This window comes from Rhodococcus sp. NPDC056960 (genome assembly GCF_042674125.1).
Lineage (GTDB): Bacteria > Actinomycetota > Actinomycetes > Mycobacteriales > Mycobacteriaceae > Rhodococcus_F.
The window spans coordinates 86,787-102,021 of the sequence record NZ_JBHURF010000006.1; the positions used below are offsets into that span (position 1 = coordinate 86,787).

At 65.0% G+C, this 15,235-nt stretch carries 14 protein-coding genes and 1 pseudogene; all 15 read right to left on the reverse strand.

Translation table 11 applies throughout. The features are described from left to right. Window positions 1-4: 4 nt before the first annotated feature. Window positions 5-709, reverse strand: a complete 705-nt coding sequence (locus ACFTWF_RS11090; protein WP_378461246.1) for a TetR family transcriptional regulator — start codon at window positions 707-709, stop codon at window positions 5-7. 48 nt (window positions 710-757) lie between these two features. Then, window positions 758-1,159 carry a decarboxylase gene (locus tag ACFTWF_RS11095; RefSeq protein ID WP_378461247.1) on the reverse strand — a complete coding sequence of 134 codons (402 nt, stop codon included), beginning with the start codon at window positions 1,157-1,159 and terminating at the stop codon, window positions 758-760. Window positions 1,160-1,528: 369 nt separating this feature from the next. After that, a complete protein-coding gene (locus ACFTWF_RS11100; RefSeq protein WP_378461248.1) occupies window positions 1,529-2,371 on the reverse strand; it encodes a 3-hydroxyacyl-CoA dehydrogenase family protein in 843 nt (280 codons plus the stop codon). Continuing rightward, window positions 2,371-3,663 (reverse strand): annotated as a pseudogene (locus ACFTWF_RS11105) (thiolase family protein). Before ACFTWF_RS11105 ends, ACFTWF_RS11100 begins: the two are co-directional and overlap by 1 nt. 190 nt (window positions 3,664-3,853) lie before the next feature. Beyond that, window positions 3,854-4,837 (reverse strand): NADPH:quinone oxidoreductase family protein, encoded by a 984-nt coding sequence (locus ACFTWF_RS11110; protein WP_378461249.1) that lies wholly within the window; start codon window positions 4,835-4,837, stop codon window positions 3,854-3,856. Window positions 4,838-5,025: 188 nt separating this feature from the next. Further along, window positions 5,026-6,693, reverse strand: a complete 1,668-nt coding sequence (locus tag ACFTWF_RS11115; RefSeq protein WP_378461250.1) for an AMP-binding protein — start codon at window positions 6,691-6,693, stop codon at window positions 5,026-5,028. Next, complete coding sequence (locus ACFTWF_RS11120; RefSeq protein ID WP_378461251.1) at window positions 6,690-7,760, reverse strand: acyl-CoA dehydrogenase family protein; 1,071 nt, start codon at window positions 7,758-7,760, stop codon at window positions 6,690-6,692. Before ACFTWF_RS11120 ends, ACFTWF_RS11115 begins: the two co-directional genes overlap by 4 nt. After that, window positions 7,757-8,533, reverse strand: coding sequence for an enoyl-CoA hydratase-related protein (locus ACFTWF_RS11125; RefSeq protein WP_378461252.1), 777 nt, complete (start codon window positions 8,531-8,533; stop codon window positions 7,757-7,759). Before ACFTWF_RS11125 ends, ACFTWF_RS11120 begins: the two co-directional genes overlap by 4 nt. Window position 8,534: 1 nt before the next feature. Continuing rightward, window positions 8,535-9,407, reverse strand: a complete 873-nt coding sequence (locus ACFTWF_RS11130; RefSeq protein WP_378461253.1) for a 3-hydroxyacyl-CoA dehydrogenase family protein — start codon at window positions 9,405-9,407, stop codon at window positions 8,535-8,537. A 13-nt stretch (window positions 9,408-9,420) separates the two neighbouring features. Then, window positions 9,421-10,299 carry a 3-hydroxyacyl-CoA dehydrogenase family protein gene (locus ACFTWF_RS11135; RefSeq protein ID WP_378461254.1) on the reverse strand — a complete coding sequence of 293 codons (879 nt, stop codon included), beginning with the start codon at window positions 10,297-10,299 and terminating at the stop codon, window positions 9,421-9,423. A gap of 20 nt (window positions 10,300-10,319) precedes the next feature. Then, a complete protein-coding gene (locus ACFTWF_RS11140) occupies window positions 10,320-11,072 on the reverse strand; it encodes an SDR family NAD(P)-dependent oxidoreductase (protein ID WP_378461255.1) in 753 nt (250 codons plus the stop codon). Next, a complete protein-coding gene (locus ACFTWF_RS11145) occupies window positions 11,069-12,292 on the reverse strand; it encodes an acyl-CoA dehydrogenase family protein (protein ID WP_378461256.1) in 1,224 nt (407 codons plus the stop codon). The genes ACFTWF_RS11140 and ACFTWF_RS11145 overlap by 4 nt, the downstream gene beginning before the upstream one ends. After that, on the reverse strand, window positions 12,289-13,080 hold the full coding sequence (locus ACFTWF_RS11150) for an enoyl-CoA hydratase/isomerase family protein (protein WP_378461257.1): 792 nt from the start codon (window positions 13,078-13,080) through the stop codon (window positions 12,289-12,291). Before ACFTWF_RS11150 ends, ACFTWF_RS11145 begins: the two co-directional genes overlap by 4 nt. Further along, a complete protein-coding gene (locus tag ACFTWF_RS11155; protein WP_378461258.1) occupies window positions 13,077-14,318 on the reverse strand; it encodes a CaiB/BaiF CoA transferase family protein in 1,242 nt (413 codons plus the stop codon). Before ACFTWF_RS11155 ends, ACFTWF_RS11150 begins: the two co-directional genes overlap by 4 nt. 681 nt (window positions 14,319-14,999) lie before the next feature. Beyond that, a complete protein-coding gene (locus ACFTWF_RS11160) occupies window positions 15,000-15,194 on the reverse strand; it encodes a hypothetical protein (protein WP_378461259.1) in 195 nt (64 codons plus the stop codon). Window positions 15,195-15,235 lie beyond the last annotated feature (41 nt).

Below are 15,235 nucleotides of genomic sequence, written 5' to 3' on the forward strand. Positions count from 1 at the left end.
ACTCCTAGTTCGGGGAGTCTTTGAATTCTGCGGGTGCGGCAACCGCCTGTGCGGCACCGTCTTCGGTGGCCAGGTACGCCTCGAGCGTCGACGAATCCGGCAGCAGGCCTTCGGTGTACATCTCGAGGGCGGGCAGCGTGACGTCGGTGGCGAGGTCGCGGATGGCGGTCGCGTAGTCGAGCGGAGTTTCCTTGTCGGCACGCATCTGCAGATACAGAAGCAGCGCGCCGACGTTGTAGAGGGTGAGATAACGTGCCCGCGCCTGCGGGTTACGACTGGCCCGCACACGCCCCGCCGCGACCCCCACTTCGAGGTACTCCGCGGTGTCTTCGACCATGTGCTCGAAGAGCGATTCGCCGAGACCTCCGCCGGCCTGGAAACTACGCACGATGTACGCGACGAGCGGCGCGTACTGCTCGATGTCGGCGAGCGCCTGCATGGTGCCGGCCGGTCCGGGCGTCGAGATCGCCTCCGCCTTCTGCTCGCGGATGATGCGCAGGACGTGCTCGTCGCATTCCGAGCGCAGACCGTCCTTCGAACCGAAATGGTGGATCACCAGGCCCGGCGACACCCCGGCGGCGGTGGCGATCGCCCGCACACCGGTACCGAAACCGTGATTGCCGAACACCGTGATCGCCGCGTCGCGCACCCGGGCGCGGGTGGTCAGGTCGGGTTGCGGGATCTCGGAGCCGGCAGAGGTTGAACGCATGTTTAATAGACTAAACATGCGTTCAACCGGTGCGCAAGAGGTGCGGCGTCAAGATTTCGTCAAGGCCGGGGCGCCGTCACCGGCGCCCGCGAAGACGACCGTCGGTCGGGGGTACCGGTTGCGGGCGCAGGCTTCGTCCAGACCGTCGTCGACGGCGTCGCGGATGTCGGTGCGATCTGCATCCAGCAGCACCAATTCGGTCAGGATCACGCCGTAATCGCGTCGCACCTGTTCCATCAAGCCGATCACGTCGTCGATACGGTCGGCGACGGACCGCGAATCATCGGACCCTGACGAGACGCTGCAGCGGAACCCCACCAACCGCAGCAGTGGCTGGTCCATCACCGCACGCACCGCGTCCTCGATGCCCGGGCCCACCTCGGACACGTCGAGCACCGTGTTCTCGCGCGCCTGTTCGTGAACGAACGGGTGCGGCAGATGCATCGTCATCGGAACCTCCTCGATCCGGGGAATCAGTTCCAGATCTACCCCCACTTCGTGAGATTCCGGCCGATCTTGACGCCGAAATGACTCCCCCGCCCGCAATCCTGACGCGGTGTTGGCGGATATCGCCCGTCAGTCGGGGCCGCCGAGTTCGTCGGCGAAGAACGCCGGCACCCGCTCGACACCCTCCTGCCGCCTGTGCTCGGTCAGCGTCGAGTGCTCCGCGCCCGGAAACTCCCAGCTAGGCAGGCTGGGCCAACATCTTCTAGGCGCTTCCCCGAGGCATGTTCGAATCTCATCACCGACGTCGACGACTTGCACGTATTCCCGCGCCACATGGCTGTTCTGATCACCGAACTGTGCTCGCCGGGTGGCTTACCAGGTGTAGAAGCCCTGCCCCGTCTTGCGGCCGAGGTGTCCGGCAGCAATCTTCTCCCGCAGAATCGCGGGCGGCTCGAACCGCGCACCGACTTCGCGGGAGAGGTGTTCGGCGATCGCTAACCGCACGTCCAGGCCTACGACGTCCGTGGTCCGCAGAGGTCCCATGGGGTGCTTATAACCCAATGTCATCGCGGTGTCGATGTCCTCTGCTGATGCCACTCCGTCCTCGAGCATCCGCATCGCCTCGAGCGCGATCGCCACACCAAGCCGCGACGACGCGAACCCGGGAGAGTCCGTGACGGTGATTGCGGTCTTGCCCAGTGCGGCAACCCATCCCTGGGCGTCGGTCACCAAATCTGCGTCGGTCTTCGCACCCACCACGATCTCCACCAACTCGCTCGCGGGTACCGGGTTGAAGAAATGCAGCCCCAGGAACCGCTCGGGTCGAGCCAGCCCGGTCGCCAGCTGATCGACCGACAAGGAACTGGTGTTGGTGGCCAGCAACGCCTCCGAGGCGAACTCCTCGATACGGGTCAGCACCCGGGTCTTGAGTTCGACGACCTCCGGCACCGCTTCTACCACCAACCCGCATCCAGCCAGTGCCGCCGGGTCTGCCGCGACCGTCAACCGGCTTCGCAATTGATCGACCGATTCCGCGAGTGTGCCTCGCTCAGCCGCTTTCGCCATGTTGGTACCGATTCGGTCTTCGGCAGCTGCGACAGCCGTGTCGTCGGCCTCGATCACCGTCACTGAGGCGCCGGCCGACAGGAATGCATGCGCGATACCCGCTCCCATTCGACCTCCGCCGTACACACCGACATTCGTTGGCAAATTCATCAGTTCTCCAATCCGGATGAAACGTTTTCAAGGACAACCGCCAATGCCTGGCCGACGCCGATACAGATGGCCGCCACTCCCCACCTCTGCCGGTCCCGGACCAGGCGGTGAGTCAGAGTGCCGAGAATTCGGGCACCGGAGGCACCCAGCGGGTGGCCAATGGCGATCGCTCCACCCCAGGTATTGACGATACCGAGGTCGATCTTCCATGCGTCGATGCAGGCCAGCGATTGCACTGCGAAGGCCTCGTTGAGTTCGACGGCCCCCACTTCATCCCAGGAAATTCCTGCCCGGGACAAGGCCAGGTTGGCGGCCTCGACCGGCGCGAATCCGAAGTTCTGCGGATCGAGTGCGTATGCTCCGCGCCCGGCGATCCGGGCTAGCGGTGCCGACCCGATCCGATCGGACGCGTCGCCCGATCCCACCAATAGCGCGGATGCGCCGTCGTTGAGTGGGCTTGCGTTCCCCGCTGTGATCGTTCCGGATTGCCGGAATGACGGCTTCAATCCCGCCAGTTTCTCCGGGGTGCAGTCCGGCCGGATGCCCTCGTCCTGGGTCAGGTCGACGCCTGGAACAGCGACTACGAGATCGTCGTACCGCCTCGCTTTCCAGGCAGTGTCGGCGAGAATGTGTGAACGGACTGCGAACTCGTCCTGCCGCTTCCGGGAAATCGCGAATTTGTCGGCTAGCTGCTCGTTGCATTCCCCCAACGACACTGTCCATTCGGCCGGCATCTTCGGGTTGACCAGGCGCCATCCGAGGGTGGTCGAGACGGCGGCGGTGTCACCGGCGGGGAAGGCGCGAGATGGTTTCGGCATCACCTATGGGGCTCGGGTCATCGACTCGACGCCGCCGACCAGCACGATGTCCGCGTCCCCTGATTCCACCGTACGTGACGCGATCATCGCTGCGTCCAGTGACGACCCGCACAGCCGGTTCACGGTCGTCGCCGGAACACTGGCTGGCAATCCGGCGAGCAACGCCGCCATTCGGCCGACGTTGCGGTTCTCTTCACCGGCACCGTTAGCGTTGCCCCAGACGATGTCGCCGATTTCTGACGGATCCAAGGTGGGCGTTTTCGACAGCAAACCTGACATGACCGCCGCTGCCAGATCGTCCGGACGGGCATCGGCCAGTGCTCCACCGAAACGCGCGAACGGTGTGCGGGCGGCGGCGAAGAGGTATGCGCCAGTCATTGAAAATCCTTTGCGACGGGTTGGTATCTCACGGCCCGCTGGAATGCAGTGACGTAGACATTCGATTTCGGAAAGTCGAATTGGACTGCGCCGCATCGCATTGTGACTGTCACCGGATGCTTCATTCTTCCGGCCTGATCATCAACCGAGATAGTATGGTTCGGATTCGAGAGATCCCGGTCCCAGATGCCGAGGTACGCGATCATCGAGTAATCGAGTTCGGCCAGTCGCAGAGACAGCGAGCTCCCCGAACGTCCCCTTATAGGGGCGTCGAGCAACGTGGGCATCAGCCGAGCCCCGTGGTGACGACTACCTTGCCTTTGACTTTACCGTCTTTGACGTATTGCAGAGCGTCGGCAACCTTGTCGAGTGGAAACGTAATGTCCACGGCAGCATTGATTTTTCCTTGATCGAACAGCCCGAAGATCTCGGCGAGTGTCGACCGTATCAATTCGGGGTTGCGGTCGTGGTAGTCGCTGCTCTGCAGACCCACCACACTGATGTTCTTCACCAGGACATGGCCGGGTTTGATGGGGCTTTGGCTACCGGAAGCGAACCCTACGATCACGATTCGACCTTCCCACGCGGTCGCGCGGATGATCTGGGTCAGGAAGTCGCCGCCGAGCATGTCGAGTACGACGTCGACGCCGTTGCCGTCGGTGGCAGCGAGGAGGTCATCGCGCAGTGTCTCCACAGTGGAGGTCAGCACGAGGTCGGCGCCCTGCCGCCGCGCGAGCTCACCCTTGGTGCCGTCTTGGGCGAGCGCTATGACACGCGCACCGCGTGCCTTTGCCAACTGCACTGCGGCCGAACCGACTCCGCCGCCTGCGCCTGTGACGAGGACCGTCTCGCCCGGTTGCACGTGGCCGCGGCGGAACAGGCCGAGATGCGCAGTAGACGCTACGAGCCCGAAGGCCGCCGCATCCTCGTAGCTCATGCTGTCCGGGAGTACCGCTGCCGACGCCTCGGGCACCACGACTTGCTCGGCGTAGCCGCCGAACTCGACCAGTGTCAGGACTCGCTGCCCGACGGTGTTGCGGTCAACGCCCTCACCGACCGCGATGACGCGGCCCGCGGCCTCCTTTCCGGGGACGAACGGCCGCGGTGGGAGGTTTTGGTAGGTGCCTTCGACTACGAGGATGTCGGGGAAGTTGATGCTGACCGCACCGACCTCGATTACCACCTCGCCGGGGCCGGGAACCAGATCGGGAACATCCTCGATCACCAGGCTGGACGGAGGTCCGAACTCAGTGACTAGTGCCGCACGCATGGCAGGCTCCTTTCGCGATGAGCGAGCAGTGGATGGTATGCGGTGGCAGAGCCCTCGAAGTCCCCGGCCCCGGACCTGGGTCGAAGACGAGCTGTCGGGCTCGGTATTGATCAGCCTTTGCAGTGTGCATCGATACCGCGGGCGGGGGTCAGCGCGGTCCACTTCGGCTTCGGCGGCTACCATCGCGCTCACACGATCATCTCCCGAAGCTTGAACTTCTGGATCTTGCCACTGGGCGTCATCGGCAGCTCCGGGAGTGCGACAACGCGCTCCGGTAGGTAGTGCTTGGAGAGGCCCTGGGACAGTAAGTAATCCCCCAGAGTTGCCACGGTCGGCTCGGGACTGCCGGCCTTGACGACGAGGACGGCGCACACCCGCTCACCGAGCCGATCGTCGGGCATGCCGACAACGGCGACGTTCAGCACGTCGGGATGGTCGAAAATGATCGACTCGACGTCCGTGACCGGGATGTTCTCGCCACCGCGGATAATGATGTCCTTGGTTCGTCCCCGCAGGGACAACCAGCCGTGCTCGTCGAGGCTGGCCCGATCGCCGGTCTTGAACCACAATCCTGGCGCGAAGGCATCGACGGTCGCGTCCGGTCGATCGTAGTATCCGTAGATCACCGACGGACCACGGACGAGTAGATCACCGACCTCGCCCACCGCGACGTCCTCGCCGTTCTCATCGACGACCCGCGCCTCCGAACCTGCGAACACGGAGCCGTCTGTGCTCTGGACCGTGTCGGGTTCCTTTGGCGTACACGAGACGATGATGCTGCACTCTGTCATTCCCCAGGCCGGACAGATGTAGGCGCCGAGTGCCTCTTGCGCCTGCGCCGGCAGACCCCGCGGCACTGACGAGCCTGCGATGACAAGACATTTCAATGGGCAGGACGGGTCCCCTGCAAGGTCGGTGCGAACCATGTCTTGCAGGAAGGCTGGTGCTCCGAAGAACGTGGTCACCCCTTCCTGTCGTATCACCTGCACACCCCACTTCGGGTCCCAGCGATCGACGTGCACGCCCGTCCCGCCCAGCACGACCGTGAAGAGAATGCCCCACACGAAGCCCGTGTGGTGGCCGACTGGTGATGCCACCAGTTGGACCATCGGATCCCCGTACGCGATCGGACCTACGTGTGCCGCCTGCTGTCGGGCCGAGTAAATCAGAGTGTTATGGCTGTGCATCGCACCCTTCGGCTCTCCGGTGGTGCCGGAGGTGAAGCCGAGGTAGCAGACCCTGCTGGGCTCCGGGTCCGGGAACTGGCGGGTGGGCACGGCGGCATGGCTGGACCACAGCGACTCGCCATCCAGGAGGTCTGAATCGTCCTCGTCGATGACGATCACGTGTTCGAGGGTGGGGATCTGTGCACGGAGCGTGCGGGAGAGTCCGAGGTGGTCGTTGCTGCGCCAGCGGCGCGGGACGACCAGTACCTTGGCCTTGCTCCGCCGCAGGATCGCCGCGGCCTGCATCTCGCCGTAGGCGACCGGGATACCTGCATAAATCGCGCCGATCTCGTTGATCCCGAACACCATCTCGGGGTATTCCACCCAGTTCGGCAGCATCAGCACGACTGCGTCACCGACACCGACACCGAGCGAGGCGAAGACGCTGGCGGCGTGGTGCGCGTTCTGGTCGAACTGCCGATAGGTACGGATGACCCGATCACCCTCGCTACGTCGGCCGATCAGAGCGAGCCGGTCTGGGTCGGTCTCGGCGATGTCGGTCAGCAGCGACCGGATCGAGCGGTTCTCCCACCAACCCTCGGCTCGCCAGGCCGCGGCGGTCTCGTCGTCGATGGGAGTGACCTGGCCGTCGAGGACGTCGGCGAGTGGGCGGTGGGTCAGTGGAGTCATGCCGCCTTCTTCCTCAGAGCAGTGGGCACAGGCGCGAGGTGTACGAGGGTGCGTGCGGTCGCGACGGCTGCCCCCTGGGTGTCGACTGCGGCACGCAACGAGACCGCGTCGCGGAGACGACGCTCGGCGCCGTACTCGGCGAGGTAGCCGTAGCCACCGTGAGCCTGCAGTGCTGCAGCGGCGACGTCGATTGCGCCGTCGCACGCCTCGCGGACTACAGCAAGTGTCTGCACGTCGTCATCGGCGGCGGCCAACACAGAACCCAGGGTGATCACGGATCGGGTCGCTTGCCCGAGAAGTGACTGTCGGACGGTAGGTATCTCTGTGAGCGCGGCACCGAACTGTCGCCGGCCGGACGCGTAGCCCGCCGCGTCATCAGCGGCCGCCCCGGCGATTCCGGCCGCGACCGCGGCGGCGCCGAGACGCAGCCGCGTCCGAGCCCCGGCGACGTCGACACCAAACAGTTCGTGGACATCACCACCGGCTGCCTGAACGTCGAGGGAGCGGGTGAAGGCGCCGCCGAGTCCGGTACGACGGAGCGGAGTTGGGATCATGGCCGTGGGCGCGATCAATACGGCGGCGCCGTCCTCGACCAGCACGAGGACATGGGGATTCTCGGCAGCGGTATCCACCCGGTCGACGGAGCCGGTCAGTGTGTCGCCACTCCATGCCAGGCGCACATGGGGCGAGCTGGCATCGACGACCGCGACCGCCGCCGTCCCGGTGTGCACCTGGGCGACTAGGTCGGTGAAACGGTCATCGCCTGTCAGGATGCAGACGGCCGCATGTGCTTGCACTGACGCCCAGCCCAGCGCAGGCCAGGCGCGACCGAGCCGCTCGAGAGCGACGACGGTCAATTCCCGCCCGGCCCCGCCGCCACCGGCGGACTCGGCAGTGCCCACGGTCCATATCCCGAGCTCGGCCAGCTCGGCGACCAGGCCCGCCACCACCGCCGTGTCGTCCTCGAGGACGAGTTCGTGTGCGGCGACGAAGGAGTCGAGCATGGCCCGCACATCGTTCCCGTCCCCTCCAAGGACGGGACCCCACCAGCCTTTGGACCAGCTCACGACCAGAAACTTTCAGGCTTGGGCTGACGGCGCTCGCCAAATGAGGCACTGACCTCGTGAGCCTCCTGCGTCTGCAGGTACAAGGTGAGCTGCTGGTCGTGGGCCATCCTGGCCTGACCGGAGACACCGTTGTGGCGGGCGGAGAACGCACCCTTCAGACCGCCGATGGCCAGCGGGCTGCGGGTGGTGATCTCGCGTGCGACCTCGGCCGCGCGAGCCTGGAGCTCGGAGGAAGCCACGACCTCGTTGACCAGGCCCATCTCGCGGGCCTGCTCGGCGGTGTACTTCTTGTTCAGGTACCACATCTCCTTGGCGCGTTTACGGCCAATGGTGTCCTCGAGGTACCAGCTGCCATACCCGGCGTCGAAGCTGCCCACCATGGGGCCGACCTGCCGGAAAACGGCGTTCTCCGAGGCGATGGTCAGGTCGCAGACAGTGTGCAGGACGTTGCCGCCACCGACCGCAAAGCCATTGACCGCAGCGATCACCGGCTTGGGAATGGTGTCGATCGCCTGGTAGACATCGATAATCGGCAACACCTGGGACTGATCGAGTGAGGTGACCGGGTCGTGCTCACCGCCAATGCAGAAGAACTTCTCACCCGCACCGGTCAGTACCGCCGCGCGCAGTTGCGGGTCGAGACGGAACTTCTGCAGCGCGTCGAACAGTTCGAGGCAACTCTGGTGGCGGAACTTGTTGCCTGCATCGGGCCGGTTGATCGTGATGGTCAGTACCGGACCGTCGATGGTGGTGAGGATGTCGTCGTAGCTCATGTCAGTAGCTCCCGTCGGTGGGCTGTTGGGTGCGGAACCCGTGTCCGCTCTTGCTGCCGAGGCGGCCGGACGCGACCATCTGGCGAAGCAACGGTGGCGGCGCGTACCGCGCGTCCGAGGTAGCTTCGTACGCTGCCACGGTCGCGTAGAGGTGGACGTCGAGGCCGATTGTGTCGAGCATCTTCAGGGGCCCGGCCTTGTACCCGAGGCCGAGCTCGAGGGCGACGTCGATGTCCTCGGCGGTGGCCAGACCGTCGTCGTACTCCTGGATGACGTCGTTGAGGTAGGGCAGCAGCATGGAGTTGATCAGGAAACCGGGGCGGTCCTCGACCACGACCGCGACCTTGTCGGCGAGAGCGTCGACGAGTGCGACGAGCTGCTCGATCAGGTCTTCGCCGGTCTCCATTGCGCGTACCACTTCGACCATGCGAGTTTCCGGTGCCGGGTTGAAGAAGTGCAGGCCGGCGACACGGGCCGGGTTCGACAACCCGGCCGCGAGGTCGGTCACCGACAGGGCCGAGGTGTTGGTCAAGATGGGCGTCTGGTCACCGATGACAGCTGCTACCTCGGCCAGCACACTCTTCTTCACCTCAATGTTTTCGGTGACGGATTCGAGGACCACATCTACACCGGCCAAGTCGGCTACCGAGGTGGTCCCGGTGATCCGGCCGAGGATCGTTGTCTTGTCTTCGGTCGCGCCAGCGCCCTCTAGGCGTGTGCCGATCGTGGCGAGGCCCGTATCGATGCGCTGCTGGTCGGTTTCGAGAACGATCACGGTGCGACCGGAGGCGGCGAAGATCTGGGCGATACCGGCGCCCATGGTGCCGAAGCCGAGGAGACCGATCGTTCGGAAGTCGGTAGATGCCTTGCTCATGGCTGCTCGCTCCTCAGGACCCGAAGAGTCGGGTGTCGTCGTACTCGTAGAATCCGCGGCCGGTCTTACGTCCGAGATCGCCTGCAGCGACCATGCGTTCGACCATCGGCGGTGGGAAGAACTTCGGATCGCGCAACTGTTCATACAGTCGGCTCGCGACCTGCTGATGAATGTCCATGCCCACGATGTCGAGCAGCCGGAACGGCCCCATTGGGTGGCCGAGGGAACCCAGCACGGCTGCGTCGATCGACTCCTTGGTTCCCCGACCGGCTTCGAGTGCACGGATGCAGGAGTTCTCCCACGGGATCAGGAACCTGTTGACGATGAACCCGGGCCGGTCCTTGGTGACCACGCTGGTCTTGCCCAGAGATCCGAGGAATTCGACGGTCGCCTTGTGCGCCCAGTCGGCGGTGTGCCTACCGTCGGCGACCTCGACGAGTTTCATCAAGGGCGCGGGGTTGCAGTAGTGGGTCCCCACAACGCGCTCGGGCAGCCGCGAACCGGACGCGATGCCGGTGACCGACAGGGTCGAGGTGTTGGTGTGGAACAGAGTCGATTCCGAGACGATCTCGTCGAGGCGGCCGAAGGTGTCCTTCTTGAGCTCGAGGTCCTCGAAGACGGCCTCGACGATCACGTCGCACGGTGCGAGGTCGGTGAGGTCGGTGGTACCGACCAGGCTGTTTTTGGCGGACCGGCCGGCCTCTGCGTCGAGCTTGCCCAGCTTAATGCTCTTGTCGAAGAAGCCGAGAACGGTGTCGATTCCGCGTTGCAGATTAATTTCGTTGATGTCGAAGAGGATCGTCTGGTGGCCTGCACGGGCCATCACGGTCGCGATCCCGGAACCCATCGTGCCGGCGCCGAGGACGGCGACGGTCTTGCTGTCGTTACTCACTGGTTGTCCTCCGGTCGGTTTCAACGGACGCTCTGTCCGCCATCGATGACGATGACCTCGCCAGTCATGAAGTTCGAGTCGCCGCCCGCGAGCAGCAGCAACCACGGTTTGAGTTCGTCGGGCTCACCCAGCCGGCGCGCGGGGATGGCACGCACCACGCTGGCCAAGGCGTCGGCGTCATCACGCATCTCGGCGTTAAGGGCTGTGGCGAAGTACCCGGGTGCGATGGCATTGACCTGGATGCCGTACCGCGCCCACTCGATCGCCATCGAGCGGGTGAAGGCGATGACCCCGGCCTTGGAGGCGGAATAGGCCGCGTGGTTGGCGACGCCCTGCAGCGCGAAGTTGGAGGCGATGTTGACCACCTTGCCCGATTTCTGGGCAAGCAGGTGCCGCCCGACAACTTTGGTTGCGAGGTAGGTACCGCGCAAGTTCGTGGCGACGACCCGGTCCCATTCCTCCGCCGACTGCTCGACAAGCGGGGTCGTTGCGACGATCCCGGAGTTGTTGACCAGGATGTCCGCCCGGCCGAAGGTCTCGATGGTGGCCTCCACCATCCGCTCCACCGACGCCTCCTCGGTGATGTCGGTCGGACACGCCAGGGCTTGGCCACCGGCCGCCTTCACCTCCTCGACGAAGCTGTCGAGTTCGGTGCCGGTGCGGGCGGCCACGGTGACCGCAGCACCCGCCTCGACCAACGCGTGCGCCATCGATCGGCCCAGCCCACGACCGGCGCCCGTCACGATCGCGACCTTGCCTTCCAGTGATGTCATGCCAGTTCCTTCATCCCGCGGGTGGTCTCGCGGCCAATGAGCAGCCGCTGAATTTCGTTGGTACCGTCGTAGATTTGTGTGACCTTGGCGTCACGCAGGCAACGCTCGACACCGAGGTCGGCGAGATCGCCGTACGGGCCGAGGATGCGTGCCGCCTCGACCGACGCCTGGAATCCCAGGTCTGTGCAGGACTGCTTCATCACGCCGATCTGCCCCGGTGTGATGCGGGGATCGGTGTCGACCTGACGGGCGACGGCGTGCAGCAGCAAGCGGCCCTGCAGGATGCGGCCCCGCAGGTCTGCGAGAGCGAAGGTGTGCTCGTCGGAGAGCCGGGTGCCGTGCAACCGGGTGAGGGCGGACAGGGTCCGGGCGTAGGCGGCGCGAGCGAGGCCGACGCCTTGTGCGGCGGCGCTGATCCGTGACTTGACAACCGAACTCATCACCACCGACCAGCCGCATCCCTCGGCTCCGAGGAGATTGTCTCGCGGGATCGCGACGTGGTCGAAGAACAGTTCAGCGGTGCTCGAGCCGTGCATCCCCATCTTGTGGAACGGCTGGCCGTGGCCGACCCCGCCCCAGCCACCGTCGACGACGAACGCAGTGATGCCGTCGCGGCCACGGGTTCGATCCACTGTGGCGAAGCAGATGATGACGTCGGCGCGGTCACCGGTGGTGATGAAGGTCTTCTGACCACTGAGCGACCACCCCTCGTCGGTGGGTGTTGCGGTGGTCGTCAGGCTCGAGACGTCCGACCCGGCGTCCGGTTCGGTGATCCCGAGCGAACCGTAGCGTGACCCGTCGAGCAGACCGGGAATGTAGCGGCGCTGGAGTTCGTCGGTTCCCGCAAGCAGAATCGGATACGCAGCATGCATCTGCGTCATGAAGACCAGACTCGTCGCGGCACAGCCGGCGGTAATGTCCTCCATCGCAACCGCATAGGCAACATTCGAGTCACCGGTGCCACCAAGATGTTCGGGGAAGATCAGCCCGCACAGGCCCGCCGCCGCGAGCGCCTGGACGCTCTCGTGCGCGAATTCGTGGGTATTGTCCAGATGGGCGGCACGCGGCGCGACCTCACGGGCCACGACGTCACGCGTCTGTGCACGCACCTGTAGTTCGCGGTCGGTGAGCGCTGCGTCCGACGCCGGCTCGTCCAGCAAGTCGTGCAGTGCCAGATATGCCTTCGGGTCGGTATCGATTTCGAGTGGCTCGACACTCATCGGTGTGCCTCCGAATTCGCGAAGTTCGCGGGCCGGCGCTCGAGAAACGCGCCGATACCCTCGGTGGATTCGTCACCGGCCACGGCCAGTGCCGCCAAGCCGGTCTCGACGCCGAGCCCGGAATCGAGTGGTGCGTCACGACCAACCTCGAGCGCATGTAGGATGGCGCGGACCGCCAACGGTCCCTGTGCTGCGACCCTCTCGGCGAGGGCGGTCGCAGTGGCCATCAACTGATCGGGTTCGACCGGCGGGATAGGGGTCAGTCCGAGCGCGTAGGCGCGGTCCGCGTCGAGTCGGCTGCCGGTGAGCATCAAATGCGCGGCCACCCGCTGCCCCACCGTCCGAGGCAACCGCTGGGTGCCACCGTATCCGGGGATCAGACCCAATCCGGATTCGGGGAGTCCCAGTGACGCTTTCGTCGAGAGCACCGGGAAGGTCGAGGTAAGAATCAGCTCGAAGCCGCCGCCGAGTGCGAGTCCGTTGACCGCAGCGATGATCGGGATCGGTGCCTGTTCTATGGTGCGGAAGATGTGCTGGCCCGCGGCCATGACTTCCCTGGCCCTGTCCGGGCCCATTCCCGCGAGTTCCTTCAGGTCCGCTCCCGCGCTGAAGGCCTTCTCCCCGCTGCCGGTGAGCACGACCGCGCGCACTGCAGGTTCGGCGGCCGAGTAGGTGACGGCGTCCAGTAGAGCGGCGATCACGTCGGTGTTGAGGGCGTTGAAGGCTTCGGGCCTGTTGATCGTCACTGTCGTGACCGAGCCTGCGTGCTCTACCTTGACCACACTCATGAGACCGCTTCTTCTTCGCGTACAGCAGTCGACGGCTCGGTGACAGCGCCACCGAGGAGCAAACCGGCTACTTCGTCGTGGCTGTAACCGAGATCGAGCAGGACCTCGCGGGTGTCGGCGCCGAGATCGGGGAAGCGTTCGTTGCGCGGCGGTCCGGATGCGAGCCGGAAGGGGCTGCGCACCGTCACCAGTTCGCCCGCCGAGCCCGGTACCGGCATCACGGCACCTCGCGCCACGACCTGCGGGTCCTTCACAACCTCCGACAGTGTCTGTACAAGGGCCGCGGGAACGTCGGCCTCACCGAGGATGCGGAGCCAGTCGGTGGCTGTCCGGGTGGTGAGCCGCCTTGCGATGATTGCGGTGATCCGTCCTCGGTGCTCGCGGCGGCCGGCGTTGTCGGCGAGTGATGTATCTGTTGCGAGTTCGGGGAGGTCGAGGGCGGTGCAAAAGCGTTGCCACATAGCATTATTGCCGACCGCGACGACGATGGTTCGGTCGGCGGTGTCGAAAGGCTGGTAGACCGCGAGGACGGAGTCTGTGCCGCCGCTGGGGGCCGGTTCCGGCTCCCCGGCGTGGTAGGCCGCGATGCGGGGCGCCATGAGCGCGAGGTCGGTGTCGAGCAGGGAGACGTCGATGATCTCGCCTTCCCCGGTGCGGGCCTGGCGGACCGCGGCAGCGTTGATCGCGATCGCCGCGCACATTCCGGTGACCACGTCGGACAGCGCGGTCGAGACGCGTTGGGGACTGCCGCCTTTTTCTCCGGTGACCGACATGAGTCCCGAGCGCGCTTGAGCCACGAGGTCGTATCCCGGCAGGTCGCTGTCCGGGCCGTTCAGGCCGAAGCCGGACAATGCGCAGTAGATCAGCCGCGGGTTGCGCTGACGGAGGGTCTCGCCGTCGATTCCCAAGCGAACAAGCTTGGCCGGGTTCGTGTTCTGGAGAAAAACGTCCGCGGTGTCGAGCAGCCGCAGCAGCACCTGCCGCCCGCATACAGAGCCCAGATCGACAACCACTGACTTTTTGTTCCGGTTTGCCGAGGCGAACCACGCCGAGGCGCCGTCGACGAACGGCGGTCCCCAGCTGCGGGCATCGTCGCCGTAGCCCGGCCGCTCCACTTTGACGACTGTGGCACCGAGATCGGCGAGATACATCGCCGCGGTGGGACCGGCGTACGACGTGGTCATGTCGACGACTCGTAGGCCCGTGAGCGGCCCCTCGGTCTGGACGTGTCTGGTCATCGTCGTCCTTCGAATCTCGTTAGTACAGTGGTTAGTTGGATGCAGTCCGCCGCCCTTCACTGGCGACTTCGATCACGCTGTCCCCAGGCGATAGCCTGCGGAATCCGGGTCTTCACGCCCGATGCCGGCCCGTCAGCGGCGCTCACGTCGCGAGCGCGACATCCGTGTCGCGCTCGCGACGCTGTGAACAGTGCCACTGTAGATGACAATAAACACTATGCGCAAGGTCATACATTTAGCAGTTCCCGATTCGACTTCGCACTGTCGCCAACGTTTGCACAGCGATCGGTATGGCCGCGGACCGGACACCACGCAGAAACCCGACGTGCTAAATGCCTCTCGGAGCCCAATCCCACGCCCGGAGGACATCCCATTTTCGACCCTGCCGCGGCCGCGAAGAAGACCGCCAGCCGTCTCACCACTACATCACGCGAGGTGTCGATTTACGAGGTCGAGCCGACAAGTCGCTTCTCTTTTCCGCAACCGCGACATGGGGCCGTGGCCGTCGCCCGAAGTCAGCTCGACTCGGTCCACGCGCGAGGGCCGTTGAACATATTCACCGGTGAGTCCGCGGTGTTCGCCTGTGCGAGCGGACATGTTTCCCGGAGACCACTCCGCGGAATCCGGTACGCATCACAATCTCTGAACTCGTTGACCTACTCCGAGTCCGAACGCACCCCCTTACTCGACTGACTGCTCAGTACTGATGGCAAGGGAAATCGACGAGAGTAGTTCGGGAGAAATCGAATAGGGCGTGTAGAACCAATAACGATCTGCGATACCGGAGTAGCGTCTCGCGATCTCGGTGCCGGCACGATCAGATTCGGCGACAATAGCGAACGTTTCGAGCACTTCGTCGTCGATAAGGCTTGCCATCTTGGTCCATCGGTCGTCGTCTCCCGATCGCGACAGAATAT